Below are 19666 nucleotides of genomic sequence, written 5' to 3'. Positions count from 1 at the left end.
AAGGACCCGCTTCACCATGGATGTTTCTCCACCAGCCGCTCCCCTCCCCCTCGGCGCCGGTGCGCCGACGCCCGGCATCGCCCTGGCCGGAGACCCGGCCCAGGCCCGCTCCCGCTTCGGCCTGGAGCGCCCGCTGCCCGAGGGGTTCGTCGAGCGGCTGGCCGCCACCGGCGTGGAGGTGGACGTCTCTCCCGCCACCCTGGCCGAGCACTCCCGCGACTGGTGGCCGATCGGCCTGGTGTGGGCCACCGAGGGCGAGGTGCCGGCCCTCGCCGGTGCGGTGGCCCGGCCCACCGACGTCGATGGCGTGGTGGCGGTCGTCAACGCCTGCGCCGCCGACGGCGTGCCGGTCACCGTCACCGGCGGCCGCTCCGGCGTGCTGGGCGCATCGGTTCCCCTGCTGGGCGGGGTGGCCCTGGACATGTGCGGCCTGGCCGGCATCGGCGCCGTCGATGCCACCTCCGGCATCGTGTCGGTGCTGCCGGGCACGTTTGGCGACGTGTTTGAGGCCGAGCTGCGGGCCGAGCACCAGCTGACCGTGGGGCACTGGCCCCAGTCGATGGCCCTGTCGACCGTCGGCGGCTGGGTGGCCTGCCGCGGCGCCGGCCAATTTTCAACCCGGTACGGCAAGATCGAGGACCTGGTGGTGGGCCTCGACGTCGTGTTGGCCGACGGCACGCTGATCACCACCGGCGGTGCGCCCCGCGCCGCCCAGGGACCCGACCTCACCCAGCTGTTCGTCGGCTCGGAGGGAACCCTGGGCGTCATCGTGGGCGTCCACCTGCGGGCCCGCCCGCTGCCCGCCACCGAAGGGCGGGCCGCCTATACCTTCGACACCCTGGACGCCGGCCTCGACGTGATGCGACGCACGGTGCAGCGGGGTGCCACCCCCGCCGTGCTGCGCCTGTACGACGCGGTGGAGGCCGACCGCGGCTTTGGCACCGGCGACGTGGCACTGCTGCTGGCGCTGGACGAGGGCGACCCCGCCATCATCGAGGCCACCCTGGGCGTGCTCGACGACGAGGCCACCGCACAGGGCACCACCGCCGACGTGGCGCTGGTCGAGAAGTGGATGCAGCGGCGCAACAACGTCGCCGAGCTGGAGGACCTGGTGGGCAAGGGCTTCGTCGTCGACACGATGGAGATCAGCGGGCCGTGGAGCGTGATGGCACCTCTGGCCCGCGACGTCGTGGCAGCGCTGGCCGCCGTGCCCGGCACGCTCGCCGCCTCGACGCACCAGTCCCACAGCTACCTTGACGGGGGCTGTTTGTACTTCACCTTCGCCGGCGGGGTGGAGCCCGAGCAGCGCACCGCCTACCACCAGCAGGCGTGGGCGGCGGCCACCCGTGCCGTGCTCGACGGCGGCGGGTCGCTGTCGCACCACCACGGCATCGGCATCGGCCGGGCGTCGTTCATGGCCGACGCGCTCGGCGGCGGCTTCGACGTGCTGCGGGCCGTCAAGGACGCGCTCGACCCCGAGAACCTGTTGAACCCGGGAGGGCTCGGCCTGGGGCCGGTGCCAGCCGAGGTCGACAGGGCAGGCGGTGCCGCATGAGCGAGCAGTACGAACCCATCGAGCCTGCCGAACCCGCCCCCGGGGCGTTTGCTGCCCTGCGCATGGACGCCATCGTGCGCGGCGGTGCCGTCACCGCCCTGCTGTGCGGCCCGCTGGCGATCGTCAACTCGTTGGCCCAGTCCGGCCGAGACAACCCGTCGTCGGGGATCGGCGCGCTGTTCTCGCTGCTGATCCTGATGTCGGCCGGCGTCGGCGGCTGGGTTGCCGGCGGCCGCGCACCCGGACGGGCCGTGCCCAACGGGGCCGCTGCGGCCGCCGCCGGGTACCTGGTGGTGCAGGCGATCGGCCTGTTGGTCGCCACCGTTTCCGGTGGGGTCGACGGCCTGGCCCTGATCGGCATCGTCTATCTGTCGCTGCTAATGGCGACGTGCGGCATGATCGGGGCTGCGATCGCCAACCGCCAGCACCGAGCCGGGCAGGCAGAGGAACAAGGGGAGCCAACGTGAGCGTGTTGATCATCGACGTGGGGACCAGCTCGATCCGGGTGGCGCGGGCCGCCCCCGACGGTTCACTGAGCGGCGAACGGCGGGTCCCGGCGCTGCCGATCACGCCGGTCCCGGGACTGGTCGAGTTTGACGCCGAGGAACTCGGACGCTCGGCGCTGCGTCTTGCCACCGAGTCGATCGAGGCCGACGGCGCCCCCGACGGCGTGGCGATCACCAACCAGCGGGCCTCCACCGTGGTCTGGGATCCGTCGACGGGCCGCCCGGTGGCGCCCGGCCAGGGCTGGCAGGACCTGCGCACGGTGGGCGACTGCCTGGTGCTGGCCGCCGAGGGGCTGCGGCTGGCGCCGAACCACAGCGCGACCAAGATGGCCAACCTGCTCAACGAGTTTGACCTCGACCGCTCCCGCGGGCTGCTGTGCGGCACGATCGACACGTTCCTGGCCTGGATCCTGTCCGGCGGCGCCACGTTTGTCACCGACGCCTCCAACGCCTCGATGACCGGCCTGACCACCACCGCAGCCGACGCCTGGAACTCGGCGGTGATCGACAAGCTGAACATCCCGCTGGCGTCGCTGCCGACCATCGGCGACTCGCTCGGCCACCTCGGCAGCCTCGATCGCCTGGCCGGCGCTCCCCCGCTGCTCGCCGTGCTGGGCGACCAGCAGGCGTCGATGATCGGCCAGGGCGCCGTCGTGCCCGACGCGGCCAAGGCCACCTTCGGCACCGGGGCGATGCTCGACGTTTGCACCCCGGGCGACCGCCCGACCGAGCCCCGCACCGCCGCCGGGTGCTTCCCGATCGCCGGCTGGTCGGTAGGCGGCACCCGCACCTGGGCGCTCGAAGCGATCATGTTGTCGGCGGGCACCAACGTCGAGTGGCTGCGCGACGACCTTGAGCTGTTCGGCGACGCAGCCGACTCCGACGCGCTGGCCGCCTCGGTGGACGACGCCGACGGCGTCGTGTTTGTGCCGGCCCCCCTTGGGCTGGGCACGCCTCACTGGGACTACGGCGCCCGCAGCGGCCTGTTTGGGCTGACCCGGGGCACGACCAAGGCCCACGTCACGCGGGCGGTGCTCGAAGGGGTCGCCCAACGGGGCGCCGAGCTGCTCGCCGCGGCCGAGGCCGACTCTGGGGCCGACATCGACGCATTGCGCATCGACGGTGGCATGTCACTCAACGCCACGTTCGTGCAGGCGCTGGCCAACGCGATTGCCCGGCCGGTCGAGGTGTCGCCCGTGCTCGAGGCCACCGCCCGCGGCGGCGGCCTGGCCGCCGGCGTTGCGCTGGGATGGTTCGATTCGGTGCCCGCGCTGGCCGAGCTGTGGAAGCCCGCCGACGTGGTTGAACCCACCGGCGAATTCAACGGCGAGCGCTGGGCCGAGGCGGTCCGCCGGGCCGGCCACTGGCACCCCGACCTGTCCGCCATCGAGTTCTAGAAAGCTTCAGGCGCCGCCTTCTCCAGCGTCCACCAATTGGCAGGATGTCCGAGACGCTGTCACACACGCGAACAGCCCACCGTCGCCGTCGGCCACCACAAGAAAAACCTCGAGCGGGGGTTGGTCGCGTACCTCGTCGAACCGAACTGCCGTCGTGGTCATGTCCAAACTGTTTGCGGATCGCCTCAGCACGTCCCCCGTCCCGATGTCGAGCGCATAGCGGTTTCCGCTTCCGATTGCGGATGCCTCGACCTCCTTCGAAGCATCCGAGGCTGTTGATCCAACCTTGAGTTGGTTCCAGCGTTGGCCGGAATCATCCCAACGGAGCGTCGGCTGGTGTGTGACCACATCCCCTTCAATCTCGGCGGAGCCGTTGCTACAGCCCCCAAAAGGGGCTGATCCCGAGACCTTCGTCGAGCCGCCGGGAAGGTCCACCCATTGATCACCCTGGGGTTGCAACAGCTGGAATTCCACCTCGCTCGGCTTGCCATTGGCGACCGCCGTCACGGGGGTGCCAGCAACCGGAGCCTGACCGGCGCCCGACGTTCTCAGTGCCACCGGTCCGTCGTTCAGGACGCAGACCGGAGCGCTGGGGCTAGGCAGCGTGCGCTCGATTGTGCCGTCCGGGCCAATCCAATCAACCGAGTCGTCGGTCTCCACCACCATCTGGTTTCCGACCACCCCAGCGAGCCGTGCACCACCGATGGAGTCGGATTCCGTTGCTCCCAGCTCGACGGTCCAGCTCTCGTTCCCCTCGGCATTGAACGAGCGGAGCACGCTCGTTCCTCCGTTCGGACAGCGCGCGTCGACCATCGTGTCGCAGAGCACCCCGGACAGGACGATGTCGTCGTTGAAGCCAAGCATGGTCCTCACCACCAAGCCCCCCAGACCCGTCGTTCGACTGAACTCACGGCCATCAACCGTGTGCCACAGAGCCGGGTCCTCCCCGGCGCTGGCCACCCATCCGTTCCCTCCCGCCAAGCCGACCGCAGATGGAGCACCTTCGGAAAACGGAGTAGTCCCCTCGGTCGGGGTCGAGGCACCCTCACCGCCGCCGCAGCCAGCCAGCAGTGCGCACGCCCCGATCAGCAGGGGTACCCCCGCTCTCGACCCGCACCGTTTCGAGACGAACCTCATCGACCGAACCTACACACGGGGTGAGGAAGCGTGGCGTCGTTTAGCAGCCGGCGTCGGGCTCCTCGCCGGCGATCGTCCGGTCGAGCTGGCCGGTGTGCAGAAAGCGCCGGCGACGGTCGGCGTCGTCCAGCCCGAAGCGGCCGACCGCCCAGAGCAGGGCGCCCAGGCCGATCAGCTCGCCGACCAGCAGCCAGATGCCGGCGCTCAGCTCGGGCAGCGACTGGCCAAACGCGCCGGCGCCGCCGAGTGGCCACCAGAACAGCTCGGGGCGGGCGATCGACCCGTCGAGCACCAGGTGCACGAACATGCCGATCGGGAGGCCCAACCAGCGGCGCCGCACCAGGCGCTTGCGCTGGGTGACCGCCATGACGACGATGAGCGCCACCACCGGCGCCAGCAGCGTGTGCAGCGGGCCGGTGCCCAAGGGCAGCTCGACGACGGGCAGAACCGCGCCCAACATCACCAGGCGGTAGTCGAGCGCCGGGCTGCGGAAGATCGTCCACACCGCCACCCAGGCGACCCCGGCGTAGAACAAGACCATGGTGGTGCCGGGCCGCTCAGCGGGCCAGGAGCCGTCCGCACTCCGGGCAGCTGACCTGCTGATCGGCGGGGGCACGCTTGATCGTGTCCAGGTCGACGGCGGGCAGGCTGAGGTGGCAGCCCGAGCAGCGCCCGCCGGACAGCTGGGCAATCGCCACCCCGCCGAAGCGTGTGCGCAGCTGGTCGTACGAGGTGAGCAGGGCGTCGTCGAGCGGCTCGGCCAGCTCGGCACGACGAGCTGCGAGGGAGTCGAGGTCGGAGTTGATCACCTCGGAGGCGGCGTCGAGGCGGGCGGTGGCCGCCTCGCGCTGTTCGGCGGCCTTCGACGCGACGTCGAGCAGCTTGGCCCGTTCGGCGTCGACCGGTTCGAGCTGCTCCATCACGTCGAGCTGCTGGTCCTCGACATCGCGCCGGTGTCGCTTCAACGAGTTCAGCTCGCTCTGCAGGTCGGTCAGTTCCTTGGGCGCCCGCACGGTGCCGCCGTACAGGGTGGCCTCCACCTCCTCGACGTGGGAGGTGATCGACGAGATCTCATCGTCGAAGCGCTTCTGTTGGCGCCCCAGCTCGTGGCGCTGCTCGTCCAGCGTGGCCAGGGACTCGGCCGCTTCGTCCTCCGCCCGCTTCGCTGCGTCCACCTCGATCCGTTCGGGGAGGTTGGCCATCCGGTGACGGAGCTGATCCGCCTCGGTGTCGAGCGCCTGCAGGGCGAGAAGATCGTGCACGCCCTAATCCAACCCGATGACGGCCGCCGTGACAATTGCGGCGCAACGGGTATGGGTCACCCCAGGCTCCCACCGAAGCGGGCGGCGGGGGCCGGCGGGAAGCTCACCTCGGGCAGATCGGCGTGCAGCTTGGTCATGAACGCCTGCCAGATCTCGGTTGGATAGGTACCGCCGGTCACTCGAATGCCGCCGACGCTGCGCATCTTGTCCTGGCTGGTCTTGGGGTTGCCCATCCACACCGCAGTGGCCATGTAGGGCGAATAGCCGACGAACCAGGCGTCGGCGTAGTCCTGGGTGGTACCGGTTTTGCCGGCCACCGGCTGTCCCCAGAGGCGAGCCTTGGTGCCGGTGCCCCGCTCGACGTTGGCCTCGAGCACCTGGGTGACGAACCGGGCCACCTCCGGCGCCATGGCGGTCGACGGCGACGGCTGATGCTGAAGGATCACCTGCCCCTGAGCGTTCTCCACCTTCTCGACCAGGTACGGGGCGCTGTATTGGCCGTCGGCTGCGAACGCCGCGTAGGCGGCCGCCATCTTCATCGGGGTGACTTCCTCGGTGCCCAGCGGCATCGAGATGTTGGTGTCGATGCCGGTGATCCCGAGCTTGCCGACAAAATCGACCACCTTGCCCAGACCCACCCTCCGCCCCAACCGCACGAACGCGCAGTTGCTCGACTTCACCGTCTGTTCCTGCAGGCTGGTGGTTGCACCCGACGAGCCGTCGTAGTTGCTCACCGTGTAGGGGTTGGGAACCCCGCCCGGGTTGGGGAACGAGCAGGGTCCCGTGCCGTCGATGATGTCGTTGGGCACCTGCCCCTGGCTGAAGGCGGTCGCCAGCACGAACGGCTTGAACGACGACCCCGGCTGACGCCCCGGTTCCTGGGTGGCGGCATTGAACTGGTTCTCCCCACCGAGCGGACCGCCGACGAGCGCCTTCACCCGGCCACTGCCGGGTTCGACGGCCGCCAACGCCGACACGAACCGGCCACCGGTGTCGGGCGTCTTCGCCCGCACCGCCTCCTCAGCGTCGCCCTGCGCCTTGGGATCGAAGGTGGTGTAGACCTTCAGCCCACCCTTGTACAGCAGGTCCTCACCGATCTGCGGGTCGGCGATCAGCGTGCGCTTCACCTCTTCGACGAAATAGTTGGTGCCGATCGTCTGATTCTCGGTCACCCCGACCGGCACCGGGGTGAGAGTGGTGGGCAACGGTGCGGCGTTGATCGTTTCCTCGATATCGGGGGTGATCACGTCCAGCTGACGGAGCCGCTTGGCCACCAACGCCCGGCGGGACTTGGACGTGTCGGGGTTCTTGATCGGGTCGTACCTCGTCGGGTTGGGGATGATCGAGACCAGCAGGGCGATCTCGGGCCACTGCAGCTGATCGACCTCCTTGTTGAAGTACGTCTGGGAGGCGGCCTGCACGCCGTACGCCCGGTTGCCCAGGTAGACGATGTTGAGATAGCGCTCGAGGATCTGGTCCTTGGGCATCTGCTTCTCGAGACGAATGGCCAGCGCCGCCTCCTTCACCTTGCGCTCCACCGTCTGCTGGGTGCCGAGCAACGACTGCTTCACCAACTGCTGGGTGATCGTGGAGCCACCCTGGGAAATGTCGCCCGACTGGGTGTTGGCCACCAGCGCTCGCAGGGTGCCGCGAATGTTGACACCGTTGTGCTGGTAGAAGTTGCGATCCTCGATGCCAACGACCGCTTCCTGAAGCTGTTTGGGCATCTTGGACAGCGGCACCAGCTCGCGGTCCTCGGCCCGACGCAGGATGGCCAGCTCGTTACCGTCGGCGTCGTAGACGACCGAGCGGGAGTTCAGCTGCTCCAGGATGATGTCGGGCTGTTCGGGAACGCTGGCCAGATGGGCGGTCGAGCCGACCTGCTGGGCGAGCATGCGGGTAGCAACCACGGTGCCCGCCACGCCGACCGCCATGGTCACCAGGATACGGAGGATCGTGCCCGATTTGGAAAGAAAGGTGCGCCACACAGTCTTCCCATGGTACTTGCGGCGTCGACGACCCCCACAGCGGGCGGGCTGTGGGGCCCTCAGCTAGAAGTCGTCGTCGAAGCCGACCGTACCCTCGACGCCCACCTGATAGGAGGCAACGGTGCGTTCGAAGAAGTTGGTCAGCTCCTGCACGTCCTGGAGGTCGAGGAACCCAAACGGGTTCTGCGAGCCCCACTTGGGCGCGTAGCCCAGGGCGCCGAGGCGCTGGTCGGCGACGAACTGCAGGTACTCGCGGGTGTCGGCCAGGCTCAGCCCGGTGACGCCCTGGCTGAGCAGGTCCTCGGCGAAGGCGTACTCGCACTCGACCGCTTCGGTCATCATCTGGCGCACCTCGGCCTCGAGCTCGTCGTCGAAGAGGTCGGGCTCCTCCTCGCGCACCTGCTCGACGACCGCCAGGGCGAAGTTCATGTGCATCGACTCGTCACGAAACACCCAGTTGGTGCCGCTGGCCAGGCCGTTGAGCAGCCCCTTGGAGCGCAGGAAGTACACGTACGCAAATGCGGCGAAGAAGAACAGCCCCTCGATGCAGCTACCGAAGCAGATCAGGTTGAGCAGAAACGCCCGGCGCTCCTCACGGGTGTTCAGCTCGTCGAGCTCGGAGATCGAGCCGATCCATTTGAAGCAGAAGTCGCCCTTGGCCTTGATCGACGGGATGTTGTCGATGGCGGCGAACGCCTGGTTGCGCTCCTCGGGGTTGGGCAGATAGGTGTCGAGCAGCGTCAAATAGAACTGGACGTGCAGCGCCTCTTCGTAGAGCTGACGCGAGAGGTACATGCGGGCTTCGGGGCTGTTGATGTGCTGGTACAGGTTGAGCACCAGGTTGTTGGACACGATCGAGTCGCCGGTGGCGAAGAACGCCACCAGGCGGCTGATCAGGTGCTGTTCGGCCGGGGTGAGGCGGGTGTTGAGGTCGGTGACGTCGTCGGCGAAGTCGACCTCGTCCACCGTCCAGGTGTTGCGGATGGCGTTCTGGTACATGTCGTAGAACTCGGGGTAGCGCATGGGGCGCAGCGTCAGGTTGAACCCCGGGTCCAACAGAGCGGCCCCGCCGGTGGCGCGCTGCTCTGCGGTCGCCGGTGCGGTCGGCTCCAGCGCCGGCGCCGCAGCGCCGTCGATGTAGGGGGTCTGGCTTGCAATGGGCGTTTCAGACAGTGCGGTACTGGTCATGGACATGGGCGCGGTTGCTCCTTCGAGGGTGATGGTGTGGTTGGCGTTCGGCGCTACTGGCAGGAGTCGCAGGACTCGGGGTTCTCCAGCGAGCAACTGACCGCGTCGCCGTCGGTGCTGGTCGACTGCGAGGCCGCCTTGGTGGTGTTGGTCTGGTTGATGCGGGTCGCCGGACGTGACCGCAGGTAGTAGGTGGTCTTCAGCCCCTGCTTCCAGGCGTACAGGTACATCGACGACAACTTGCCGATGTTGGGGGACTCCATGAACAGGTTGAGCGACTGGCTCTGGTCGATGAAGGCGCCGCGGTCGGCGGCCATGTCGATCAGGCTGCGCATCGGCAGCTCCCACGTGGTGCGGAAGCGCTCCCGGATATCGGCCGGGATCTCCTCGATGTGGGCGATCGAGCCCTCGGAGCGCTTGATGGCGCCGGTGACGTCCTCGTTCCACAGCCCCCGGCTTTGCAGCTCCCGCACCAGATAGGTGTTGACCTGAAGGAACTCGCCCGAGAGGGTCTCCCGCTTGAACAGGTTGGACACCTGGGGCTCGATGCACTCGTAGCACCCGGCGATCGAGGCGATCGTCGCCGTGGGGGCGATGGCGATCATCAACGAGTTGCGCAGGCCGACCTGGGCGATGCGGGCCTTGAGGGCATCCCAGCGGTCGGGGTCGGTCGGGGTCACGCCCCACAGGTCGAACTGCAGGTCGCCCTTGGCGGCCCGGGTTTCGGCGAATGCGCTGTGGGCACCGGAGGCCTCGGCCAGCGTCGCCGAAGCGGTCAGGGCATGGAAGTAGATCTCCTCGGAGATGCGAGCGGACAACACCCGGGCCTCGGGCGAGTCGAAGGCCATCTTCAGCTTGAAGAACACGTCCTGGAGGCCCATCAGGCCCAACCCGACCGGGCGCCACTTGTCGTTGGAGTTGCCGGCCGCGTCGGTGGGATAGAAGTTGATGTCGACCACCCGGTCGAGGAAGGGCAGCGCCAGGGCCACCACGTCGCCCAACCGCTCAAAGTCGAAGGCGAGTTCGCCGGCGCTGTTGGGCCGCACCATCGCCGACAGGTTGACAGAGCCCAGGTTGCACACCGCTGTCTCGGCCTGGTTGGTCACCTCGAGGATCTCGGTGCACAGGTTGGACAGGTGCACCACGTTGCCGGGGGTGCCGGTCTGGTTGCACTTGGTGTTGGAGGCGTCCTTGAAGGTCATCCAGCCGTTGCCGGTCTGGGCCAGGCTGCGCATCATCTTGGCGTACAGCTCACGGGCCGGAACCTGGCGGACATAACGCCCCGCCGACTCGGCCTCGGCATAGGCGGCGCGGAACTCGTCGCCGTAGAGGTCGACCAGCTCGGGCACCTCCTTGGGGTCGAACAGCGACCACTGCCAGTCCTTCTCCACCCGCTCCATGAACAGGTCGGGCACCCAGTTGGCGACGTTGAGGTTGTGGGCCCGCCGGGCGGCGTCGCCGGTGTTGTCCTTGAGGTCGAGGAACTCCTCGACGTCCGCGTGCCAGCTTTCGAGGTAGACGCACGCGGCGCCCTTGCGGCGACCGCCCTGGTTGACCGCCGCCACCGAGCTGTCGAGGGTCTTGAGGAACGGCACGATCCCGTTGGACAGGCCATTGGTGCCCTTGATCAGCGAGCCACGCGCACGGATGCGGGAGAACGACAGGCCGATGCCGCCGGCGTGCTTGGACAGGCGGGCCACGTCCTTGTATCGGTCATAGATGGCGTCGAGTGAGTCCTCCGGGCTGTCGAGCAGATAGCAGCTCGACATCTGCGGGTGGGAGGTGCCCGAGTTGAACAGCGTGGGGCTGGACGGCAGGTACTCGAGCGCCGAGATCAGGTTGTAAAACTCGATCGCCTCGCTGGTGCTCGTCGCCAGGCCGCAGGCGACGCGCATGAGGAAGTACTGCGGGTTCTCGGTGACCTTGCGCTCGGTCGGGTGGCGCAACAGGTAGCGGTCGTACACGGTGCGTAGGCCGAAGAACTCGTAGTTCCAGTTGCGCTCCGGCGCGATGGCGGCGTCCAGCTCGGCTGCGTTGGCGGCGACGAACTTCGACGTTGTTGCGCCGATCAGGCCCTCGGCGGTGCCGAGGGCAACCGACTCGGAGAACGATCCGACGCCCAGGCGGGCGACCTCCTCGTCGATGATCACGCCCAGCAGGCGGGCGGCCAGACGGCTGTAGTTGGGCTCCTCGGAGATCAACGCCGCCGCGGTGCGCACCGCCAGGTGGTCGAGCTCCTCGGTGGTCGAACCATCGACCAGCCCGGAGATGGTGCGCAGCGCCACACGCATCGGGTCGACGGCGTCCAGGCCGTCGGCGCAGCGCTCGACGCGGGCAACGATCTTGTTGAGGTCGATCGCATCGAGGCTGCCGTCCCGCTTGCGTACCCGCATTCGCGGCATCTCGCCCAGAGTGGCGTCGCCAAGCCCGGACGGGTCGTCCAGGGCGATCGAACGAAGGTCTTCCTGGATGGCCATGTGCTCCCCTACCCCTACATCTTGTGGTGAACTGCCGTCCTGAGGTCTGTTGACCCCACATCTTGGGTGGCAGGCATGTAATTACAGCCATGGAACTACGGACGTGTCAACGGTAACGGTGGAGAATCTCCAAGACCCTTGCGCTGTCGCTGAATATGAGATGGGACCCGGCCGGGCATCTCCGCCAGACTGGAACCCATGGCCCCCCTCAACTCCGACTCCACTCCCCAGGACGGGCACTACCCGACCGTGCCGTCGAGGGCCGACTACCCCGAACTCGAACGGGGGATCCTGGCCCGCTGGGCCGCCGACGGCACCTTCCAGGCATCGATCGACGCCCGCAGCCCCGACGATGAGTTCGTCTTCTACGACGGCCCGCCCTTCGCCAACGGACTCCCCCACTACGGCCACCTGCTCACCGGCTACGTGAAGGATGTCGTGCCCCGCTACCAGACGATGCGGGGCAAGCGGGTGGAGCGCCGCTTCGGCTGGGACTGCCACGGCCTACCCGCCGAGATGGAGACCGAGCGCCAGCTGGGCGTGGCCGGCCACGCGGCGATCAACGAGTACGGCGTGGACCGCTTCAACGACGCCTGCCGCACGTCGGTGTTGCGCTACACCGGCGAATGGGAGCGCTACGTCACCCGGCAGGCCCGCTGGGTCGACTTCGACAACGATTACAAGACGATGGACCTCACCTACATGGAGTCGGTGATCTGGGCCTTCAACCAGCTGTACGAGAAGGGCCTGATCTACGAGGCCAAGAAGGTGATGCCCTACTCCTGGGGCGCCGAGACCCCCCTGAGCAACTTCGAGATCCGCCTCGACGACGCCATGCGCCCCCGCCAGGACCCGGCACTCACCGTGGCGTTCGCGCTGACCGCGCCCGACGCCGCCGTCCTCAGCCAGGCCGCCGGCCTGGCCGGGCCCGACACCCCGGTCGTGCTGCTCGCCTGGACGACCACCCCCTGGACCCTCCCGGCCAACCAGGCCCTCGCCGTCGGCGAGGACATCGCCTACGACCTGGTCGAGCTGAACGGCGTCGTCCACGTCATCGGCAGCGACGTGCGGGACAACTACGAGCGCGAGCTGGGCGAGGGCACGCTGGTGGGCGCCGTCACCGGCGAGGCGTTGGTCGGCCTTCGCTACGTGCCGCTGTTCGACTACTTCGCCAGCGAAGCGGACGAGCGGGGCGCCTTCCGGGTGCTGACCGCCGATTTCGTCGACACCACCGACGGCACGGGCATCGTGCACATCGCCCCCGGCCACGGCGAGGACGACCAGCGCCTCGGCACCGAGGCCGGGCTGGAGATGATCTCACCGGTCGACGAGAAGGGCCGCTACACGGCCGAGGTGACCGACTGGGCCGGCACCAACGTGCTCGACGCCAACCCGCTGATCATCGCCGCCCTCAAGGAGCGCGGCGTCGTTCTGCGCCAGGAGACCTACGACCACAACTATCCCCACTGCTGGCGCACCGACACCCCGATCATCTACCGGGCGGTGTCGTCGTGGTTCGTCGAGGTCACCGCCATCCGCGACCGCCTGGTCGACCTGAACCAACAGATCAGCTGGATCCCCGACCATGTGCGCGACGGCCAGTTCGGCCAGTGGCTGGAGGGCGCCCGCGACTGGTCGATCTCCCGCAACCGGTTCTGGGGCACGCCGATTCCCGTGTGGCGCAGCGACGACCCCGCCTACCCGCGCATCGACGTCTACGGCTCGCTCGACGAGCTCGAAGCCGACTTCGGGGTGCGTCCGGACGAGCTGCACCGCCCCACCATCGATGAGTTGGTGCGTCCCAACCCGGACGATCCAACCGGCAAGTCGATGATGCGTCGGGTCGCCGAGGTGTTCGACTGCTGGTTCGAGTCCGGGTCGATGCCCTTCGCCCAGGTGCACTACCCCTTCGAAAACGCCGAGTGGTTCGACGAGCACAGCCCGGCCGACTTCATTGTCGAGTACATCGCCCAGACCCGCGGCTGGTTCTACACCCTGCACGTTCTGGCCGGTGCGCTGTTCGACCGTCCTGCGTTCTCCAACGTGATCTGCCACGGCGTCGTGTTGGACCACGAGGGCCGCAAGCTGTCCAAGCGACACCGCAACTACGCCGACCCCGAAGAGGTGATGGAGTCGATCGGTTCGGACGCGCTGCGCTGGCACCTGATGAGTTCGCCGGTGATCCGTGGCGGCGACCTGAAGGTGTCCGAGGACGGCGCCGAGTTCAACGAGGTGGTGCGGCTGGTCCTCAACCCGATCTGGAATACCTTCAGCTTCTTCACCACCTACGCCAACATCGACGGCTATCGGGCCCGGTTCCGCGCCGACGCCACCGGTGCGCTCGACCGCTACCTGTTGGCCAAGACCGCCCAGTTGCGCGACGCAATGACCGAGGCGCTGGACACCTACGACATCCCCGGCGCCTGCAACCAGGTCACCAGCTACCTCGATGCGCTCACCAACTGGTACGTCCGACGCTCCCGCGACCGGTTCTGGGCGCCGGCATCGGGTCCCGATGCATCGGGCGCCGACAAAGCCGACGCCTACGACACGCTGTACACGGCGCTGAGCACGCTGTGCCGCCTGGTGGCACCGCTACTGCCCATGGTGGCCGAAGAGGTGTTCACCGGCCTGACCGGGGAGCGGTCCGTGCATCTGACCGATTGGCCCGAACCGGACGAGCTGCCGGCCGACCCCGAGCTGGTCGACGCCATGGACCGGGTGAGGGCGGTCGCCTCCGCCGTGCTCTCCCAGCGTGAGGACCGGCGCCTGCGCACCCGCCTGCCGCTGGCCGAGCTGGTCGTTGCCGGTGCAAGCGCCCACTCCTTGGAGCCCTTCACCGGCCTGATCGCCGACGAGCTCAACGTCAAGACGGTGCGCCTCGAGGACGACGCATCCGCCTTTGCCCAGGCCGTGCTGCGCCCCAACGCCCGCCTGCTCGGGCCCCGCCTGGGCAAGTCGGTGCAGCAGGTGCTGGCCGCTGCGCGTGCCGGCGACTGGGCCACCGGCCCCGACGGCACGGTCGAGGCTGCCGGCGAAGTGCTCGCACCCGAGGAGTACGAGCTGGCGATGGTATCGACCGGCGACGACGACGCACGGGCGACCACCGCCGTGCGCATGGTCGATCCCGAGGGGCACGCCGTCGACCTGGGGCTGGTCGTCAGCCTGGACCTGACGCTGACCGACGAACTGATCGCCGAGGGACGCTCCCGCGATGTGGTGCGCGCCATCCAGCAGGCCCGCAAGGACGCCGGGTTCCGGTTGACCGATCGTATTCGCGTGTCGGTGGCCAGCGACTCGCCCGAGCTTGCGGCGGCGATCGAAGCTCATCGCGGTCACATCGCTGCGGCGACCTTGGCCGACGAGTTCGAATTCGTCGAGGGCGACCGGGTCAAACGCCTGAGCCGGAAGGTGGACGTCGACGGGGCGCATCTGGCCTTCGAGGTAGCTCAGCTGGGGTGAACCACCCAGGGTGGCTGGCCGCTGACGGACCGTCGAAACTTCCTCCTGCACGACCAAATCTCGCTGTCAAAGTGCTTGTAGGTGCCGTTCCAACCTACGTACGATGAGCGCGACACCGCGACGATCGACTGTCATCCCACCTCCAACCGTGTAGCAGCCCGTCGTCGTGGTTGATGGCTCACTCAAACGAGCCGCGACAGGGGAGGCACACCGGTGCCTCCCCTGCCTCGCGCCGAGGTCCCCACCCGACGGTTCGATTTTTGGCGGTCTGGGTACTGATCACCCGTGGGACTACGCCGGACATCATCGAACGCCGCCCGTCGGGGCGGCCTGGCCATCGGCGGGGGCTTTATGGCCGTGCTCGTCGCCTTGGCCTGCGCCGTCGTCCTCATGCTGAGCGGCATCATCCCGGTGTTCGGGCGGTCCACGACCGTCGACCGCACACAGACGCCGGTGTTGCAACGGATCGCCAAGCTCAATCAGTTCACGGCTGCGACCGGCACGTTTCAGGTGATCGTCGACATCGAGGACGACGTGGGAGGCCTGCCATCCATTCTCGCCGGCGAACGCACCCTGATGGTGGCCTCCGGCGAGGTCGAGGCCGAGGTTGACTTCACCGGCCTCAAGTCCGACGCCATCGTGGTCGACGATGCCGACGGCTCCGTCGTGGTCACCATCCCTCCCCCCACGCTGACCTCGGCCCGCATCGACAACTCAAAAACGCGCGTCTACAGCCGGGAGCGCGGGCTGCTCAACCGGGTCGAGGACTTCGTCTCCGACCAGCCGGTCGACGACCAGGCGCTGTACGTCGAGGCCGAGAACCGGATGGAGGATGCAGCCGCTGCCAGCGACCTGTCCGGCCTCGCCCGACGCAACACCGAGGACATGTTGGTGGCGATGTTGGGCTCGGTCGGCTACGACGACGTGACCGTCGTGTTTGACTCAAACGACGCACCCCGGCGGTCGGAAGAGGCGGTCGACCCTGGCGCCAACGGCTGACGGTCTCTCGACCGACATTGATCTAGACGGGCAGCGCCTCAAGCTGGTCGTTGAGCACCCCGACCGGGCGGCCGGCCGACAGCACCATCGCCACCTGGGAGGCAGCGGCGTGACGGCGGGCCTCGACCTCGCCGATACCCTCGTCGGGCGTGGAATAGGCGAGCTGGTCGAGCGACCAGCCCACGGCGCTGACCGGCGTACCCGGAGCGGTCGACGCGGCGGCGCCCCGAACCTGGGACTCGGAGACCAGCCCGACCAACTGGCCCGATTCGTTGGCCAACGGAAAGTACTCATACGCCGGGTTGGGGTCGACCACGTTGGCGAGAAACCACCCCGACGGTGCCCAAGCCGCCTGGGCGGGGGCCACCGGCCCCATCCGATCGCCAACACACCCCAGCACCGGCGCGCGCTTGGACCACACGTCCGAGGCGATCACCAGGAAACCGCCGACGACCAGCGCCCACCAGGCGGACAGCCCAAGAAGCGGACGGCCCCACCACAAGAACAGCGCGCTCACGCTCATCAGCGACAGCCCGAGGGACAACCCCGAATAGCTGACCGCCCGCTGGGCCAGCGACCGGTTGCCCGAACCCCACCAGACCAGCGCCATCATCACCCGGCCGCCATCGAGCGGGAAGCCGGGCAGCAGGTTGATCACCACCATCGCCACGTTGGCCCAGGCCAGGGCCCCCAGGATGTCGGCGCTCAGCCAGGCCTCGGCGCCGATGGCAAACCGGTGACCCGCCACAGCGGCGACCGCACAACCGGCGGAGGCCAACGGCCCAGCCAGCGCCACCCAGAATTCCGACACCGGATCGGGCGGGGCGGATTCAAGCTCGGCGGCGCCACCGTAGAACAGCAGCGAGATCCGCCGAACACCGATCCCAAAATGCCGGGCAGCGATCGTGTGGCCGATTTCGTGGAGAAGTACCGAGGCCAGATACCCGACCACGAAGCTGAGCCCCATCGACACGGCGGTCGAGGTTTCAACGCCGGCTCGGCTCACCAGCGAGGTGGCGGTGATCCAGGCGATCAGCCCGCCGACGAGCAGCACTGACCATTGGATGTACAGCGGCACCCCAAAGAGGCGCCCGATTCGCAGGCTGGCTCGCACGGGCACATTCTACGGGCAGCGCGCTACCACCGGGCGTTCGCCCTGTGAGGAAGCTTGGTCGGCTCAGTGCACTTGGGCTGCGGGTTCGGGGGCGCTGATTTCGCCGACCGCTCGCACATCGGCCGGCGACAGGCGATCATGTCGCCATGAGCTTCTATACCGACCGCATCCTGCCGCCGATCATCGATCGCGTGCTCAGCACCGGACACGTGAAGAAGCACCGTTCCCACGTCATCCCCGGCGCGGTCGGCACCGTCGTCGAGCTGGGCTTCGGCACCGGCACCAACCTGGAGTTCTACGACGTCGACGCTGTCGACGAGGTGCTGGCGATCGACCCGGCCAGCGGTGCCCGCAACCGGGCGGCCGCCCGCATCAGCAACTGGCCCAAGCCGGTCCGTTGGGTCGCCCTCGACGGCGAGCACCTCCCCATGGAAGACGCCTCGGTCGACACCGTGGTGGCCGCCTTCACCCTGTGCACGATCCCCGACGTTGCGTCGGCGCTGGCCGAGGCGCGCCGGGTACTCAAGCCGAACGGTCAGCTGCGCTACCTGGAGCACGGTCTGCACGACGACTCCCGGGTGGCCGCCCGCCAGCGGCTCATCGAGCCGGTGTGGAAGGTGTTCTCCGGAGGATGCCACCTCACCCGCGACCCCGATGAGCTCGTGCGGGAGGCGGGTTTTGAGCTGATCGAGTCGACCCGTCACACCATGCCCGGACCACCCATCACCAACGCGCTCTATGAGGGCGTCGCCGTGCCGGCCGGGCACTCCTGACTGTGTGGGCCTTGTGGCACGGCTCTCAAACTCAGCTCCTCTGAATCAGACGACCGTTGTCGGTTGGCCGACTCACACCCAAGACCTTCCGCAGCCAACACCTTGAGGGCTCCGCAGTCACCAAGTCGCCTTGCCGAGAAGGAGACCACGGCAGTGCATGATCAGGAACAGCGTCCCGACATTGGCGACAATGAAGGCCTTCCGTCATGCCACCCGTCATGTTGTGTCACTAGTGCTCGCCGCGAACCAACAATGACCCGTGTGACCAAAGCGCCGGTGTGACAAAACGACAGCCCTGAGGACTTGGTCCGCCAAACGGGGAACGACCGGGGTGGAGGTGGAGGCTGGCTACGAGCGAGCACGCCGAGCTCCCGGATCAACGCCAAATGAGCAGCCGACTACGGATGGAACACCGACTGCCGAAAGGAGCGACGACCTTCTGGGGTGAAGGAGTCGGGACGATAGACCGAATCGTGTAGCGTCCACCGTGTTGAGGAGTCCGCCCAAAGGGTAGGTGATGAGGTTGTCAGCAACAGCATCGGCTCTGACTATTACGGACCGCATGACCGAGCGGGCACGCTCGGTTGACGCGCGCGCCGCCACGCGCCCGGATATTCTCCCGCAATATGACGGCTACGCCCAGTACCCGCGCTATTTGCAGCGCGCCAAAGGCGCGTATGTCTGGGATGTCGATGGAAATCGGTACATCGACTTCTGCCTTGGCTACGGTCCGGTCATTTTGGGTCACGGCGACGAACGAGTAAATGGCCGAGCCGCCGCCGCGACGGCGAATGGTGGGTGCTTCGCGCCGCTATGGAGCCCGCTACAAATCGAGCTAGCCGAGCTACTGACGAGCGTGATACCCGGTGCTGAGATGTGCCTTATGCTCAAGACCGGCTCTGACGCTACATCAGCCGCTGTTCGACTCGCCCGTATATACACTGGCCGAAGTGCCGTTTTGCGATGGGGATACAATGGTTGGCACGATTGGTCGGTCGAGCAGGCGGCAGGAGTGCCGACATCAGTCAGGGAGAATAGCAGGGCGTTCGACTTCAACGACCTCGACGTCCTGGAATCGTTGCTTAGCCACGGCAACGACAAGGTTGCGTGTGTAATCACAATGCCGTTTTGGGACGATCAAGTTGAGGCATCGCACCTGTCGAGTATAGGAGAGGTAGCGAGGCGCAATGGTGCCCTGTTCGTTCTTGATGAGATGAGGTCGGGCTTCCGGGTTGCGCTCGGTGGTGCGCAGCAGTACCTCCACGTCCAAGCTGACCTAGCTGCGTACGGCAAGGCGATGGGGAATGGACACCCGATCTCGGCGTTGGTCGGACGTAGGGATATTCTATCAAAACTGAGCGACACAAAAGTTTCGTCAACCTACTTTGCTGAGCCCGGATCCATGGCAGCAGCTATCGCGACGATCGAGATCCTTCGTGATACGGATGCTCTAGACCACGTATGGCGACTTGGCGAAGTGTTTCAGAACGGACTCAAGACTCTGACGTCACGGTTCGGATCGGCTATCGAAGTGGTCGGCTACCCACCGATGCCGTTCATGCGTTTCCAGTCTGAGGACGCGACGACACGCTTCGCGGTCGAGCAACATTTCTATTCCAAGACCACCGCCGCTGGCCTCTTGTTGCATCCAAATCACCAATGGTTCTTGTCAGCCGCACACACGACAGGTGATATCTATCAGGCGCTGGAAGTAATCGAGCTGGCTCTTGAAACGCTCTAGCCGCAGGCTGGGCCATGGGCCTGACCTGATGTCCGTCATCGTTCTCGCTCACTTCGATGCGCTGACT

General features: G+C 67.5%; 14 protein-coding genes. 7 read left to right on the top strand and 7 right to left on the bottom strand.

All coding sequences use genetic code 11. The features are described 5' to 3' along the window. Positions 1 to 16 precede the first annotated feature (16 nt). Genes IPN02_14595 through IPN02_14585 form a run of 3 tightly spaced genes read left to right on the top strand, consistent with a single transcriptional unit; the run spans position 17 to position 3458 of the window. The gene (locus IPN02_14595) at positions 17 to 1555 is read left to right on the top strand and encodes an FAD-binding oxidoreductase (protein MBK9298031.1); all 1539 of its coding nucleotides are present in this window, start codon (positions 17 to 19) and stop codon (positions 1553 to 1555) included. Next, the gene (locus IPN02_14590) at positions 1552 to 2022 is read left to right on the top strand and encodes a hypothetical protein (protein ID MBK9298030.1); all 471 of its coding nucleotides are present in this window, start codon (positions 1552 to 1554) and stop codon (positions 2020 to 2022) included. Before IPN02_14595 ends, IPN02_14590 begins: the two co-directional genes overlap by 4 nt. Continuing rightward, complete coding sequence (locus tag IPN02_14585; protein MBK9298029.1) at positions 2019 to 3458, top strand: hypothetical protein; 1440 nt, start codon at positions 2019 to 2021, stop codon at positions 3456 to 3458. The genes IPN02_14590 and IPN02_14585 overlap by 4 nt, the downstream gene beginning before the upstream one ends. A gap of 6 nt (positions 3459 to 3464) precedes the next feature. Here the strand turns inward: IPN02_14585 and IPN02_14580 are convergent, their stop codons facing one another. The 6 genes from IPN02_14580 to IPN02_14555 all read right to left on the bottom strand — a co-directional run bounded on the left by IPN02_14580 (position 3465) and on the right by IPN02_14555 (position 11426). Beyond that, positions 3465 to 4322: a hypothetical protein gene (locus IPN02_14580; protein ID MBK9298028.1), complete on the bottom strand. Its 858-nt coding sequence runs from the start codon at positions 4320 to 4322 to the stop codon at positions 3465 to 3467. 313 nt (positions 4323 to 4635) lie between these two features. Continuing rightward, positions 4636 to 5136, bottom strand: coding sequence for a hypothetical protein (locus tag IPN02_14575; protein ID MBK9298027.1), 501 nt, complete (start codon positions 5134 to 5136; stop codon positions 4636 to 4638). A gap of 16 nt (positions 5137 to 5152) precedes the next feature. Further along, on the bottom strand, positions 5153 to 5857 hold the full coding sequence (locus tag IPN02_14570; protein ID MBK9298026.1) for a hypothetical protein: 705 nt from the start codon (positions 5855 to 5857) through the stop codon (positions 5153 to 5155). Between the two features lie 56 nt (positions 5858 to 5913). Then, a complete protein-coding gene (locus IPN02_14565) occupies positions 5914 to 7845 on the bottom strand; it encodes a PBP1A family penicillin-binding protein (GenBank protein MBK9298025.1) in 1932 nt (643 codons plus the stop codon). Between the two features lie 63 nt (positions 7846 to 7908). Next, entirely contained in the window at positions 7909 to 8958 is a 1050-nt protein-coding gene (locus IPN02_14560; protein ID MBK9298024.1) for a ribonucleotide-diphosphate reductase subunit beta, read from the bottom strand. Between the two features lie 128 nt (positions 8959 to 9086). After that, the gene (locus IPN02_14555) at positions 9087 to 11426 is read right to left on the bottom strand and encodes a ribonucleoside-diphosphate reductase subunit alpha (GenBank protein MBK9298023.1); all 2340 of its coding nucleotides are present in this window, start codon (positions 11424 to 11426) and stop codon (positions 9087 to 9089) included. A gap of 282 nt (positions 11427 to 11708) precedes the next feature. On the opposite strand from IPN02_14555, the gene IPN02_14550 reads away from it, so the two are divergent. Together IPN02_14550 and IPN02_14545 are read left to right on the top strand one after the other, a co-directional pair. Further along, positions 11709 to 14972 (top strand): isoleucine--tRNA ligase, encoded by a 3264-nt coding sequence (locus IPN02_14550; GenBank protein ID MBK9298022.1) that lies wholly within the window; start codon positions 11709 to 11711, stop codon positions 14970 to 14972. A gap of 285 nt (positions 14973 to 15257) precedes the next feature. Then, entirely contained in the window at positions 15258 to 15971 is a 714-nt protein-coding gene (locus IPN02_14545) for a DUF4230 domain-containing protein (protein MBK9298021.1), read from the top strand. Positions 15972 to 15993: 22 nt separating this feature from the next. On the opposite strand, the gene IPN02_14540 is transcribed toward IPN02_14545, so the two are convergent. Beyond that, positions 15994 to 17085 carry a site-2 protease family protein gene (locus IPN02_14540; protein MBK9298020.1) on the bottom strand — a complete coding sequence of 364 codons (1092 nt, stop codon included), beginning with the start codon at positions 17083 to 17085 and terminating at the stop codon, positions 15994 to 15996. Positions 17086 to 17231: 146 nt separating this feature from the next. Between IPN02_14540 and IPN02_14535 the strand changes: the two genes are divergently transcribed. After that, the gene (locus IPN02_14535) at positions 17232 to 17858 is read left to right on the top strand and encodes a class I SAM-dependent methyltransferase (GenBank protein ID MBK9298019.1); all 627 of its coding nucleotides are present in this window, start codon (positions 17232 to 17234) and stop codon (positions 17856 to 17858) included. Positions 17859 to 18375: 517 nt separating this feature from the next. Further along, positions 18376 to 19599, top strand: coding sequence for an aminotransferase class III-fold pyridoxal phosphate-dependent enzyme (locus IPN02_14530; protein ID MBK9298018.1), 1224 nt, complete (start codon positions 18376 to 18378; stop codon positions 19597 to 19599). Positions 19600 to 19666 lie beyond the last annotated feature (67 nt).

Source organism: Candidatus Microthrix subdominans (genome assembly GCA_016719385.1).
Classification (GTDB): domain Bacteria; phylum Actinomycetota; class Acidimicrobiia; order Acidimicrobiales; family Microtrichaceae; genus Microthrix; species Microthrix subdominans.
Note: the sequence above shows the minus strand (reverse complement) of the source record. Positions and strands in the feature narration are given on the sequence as shown.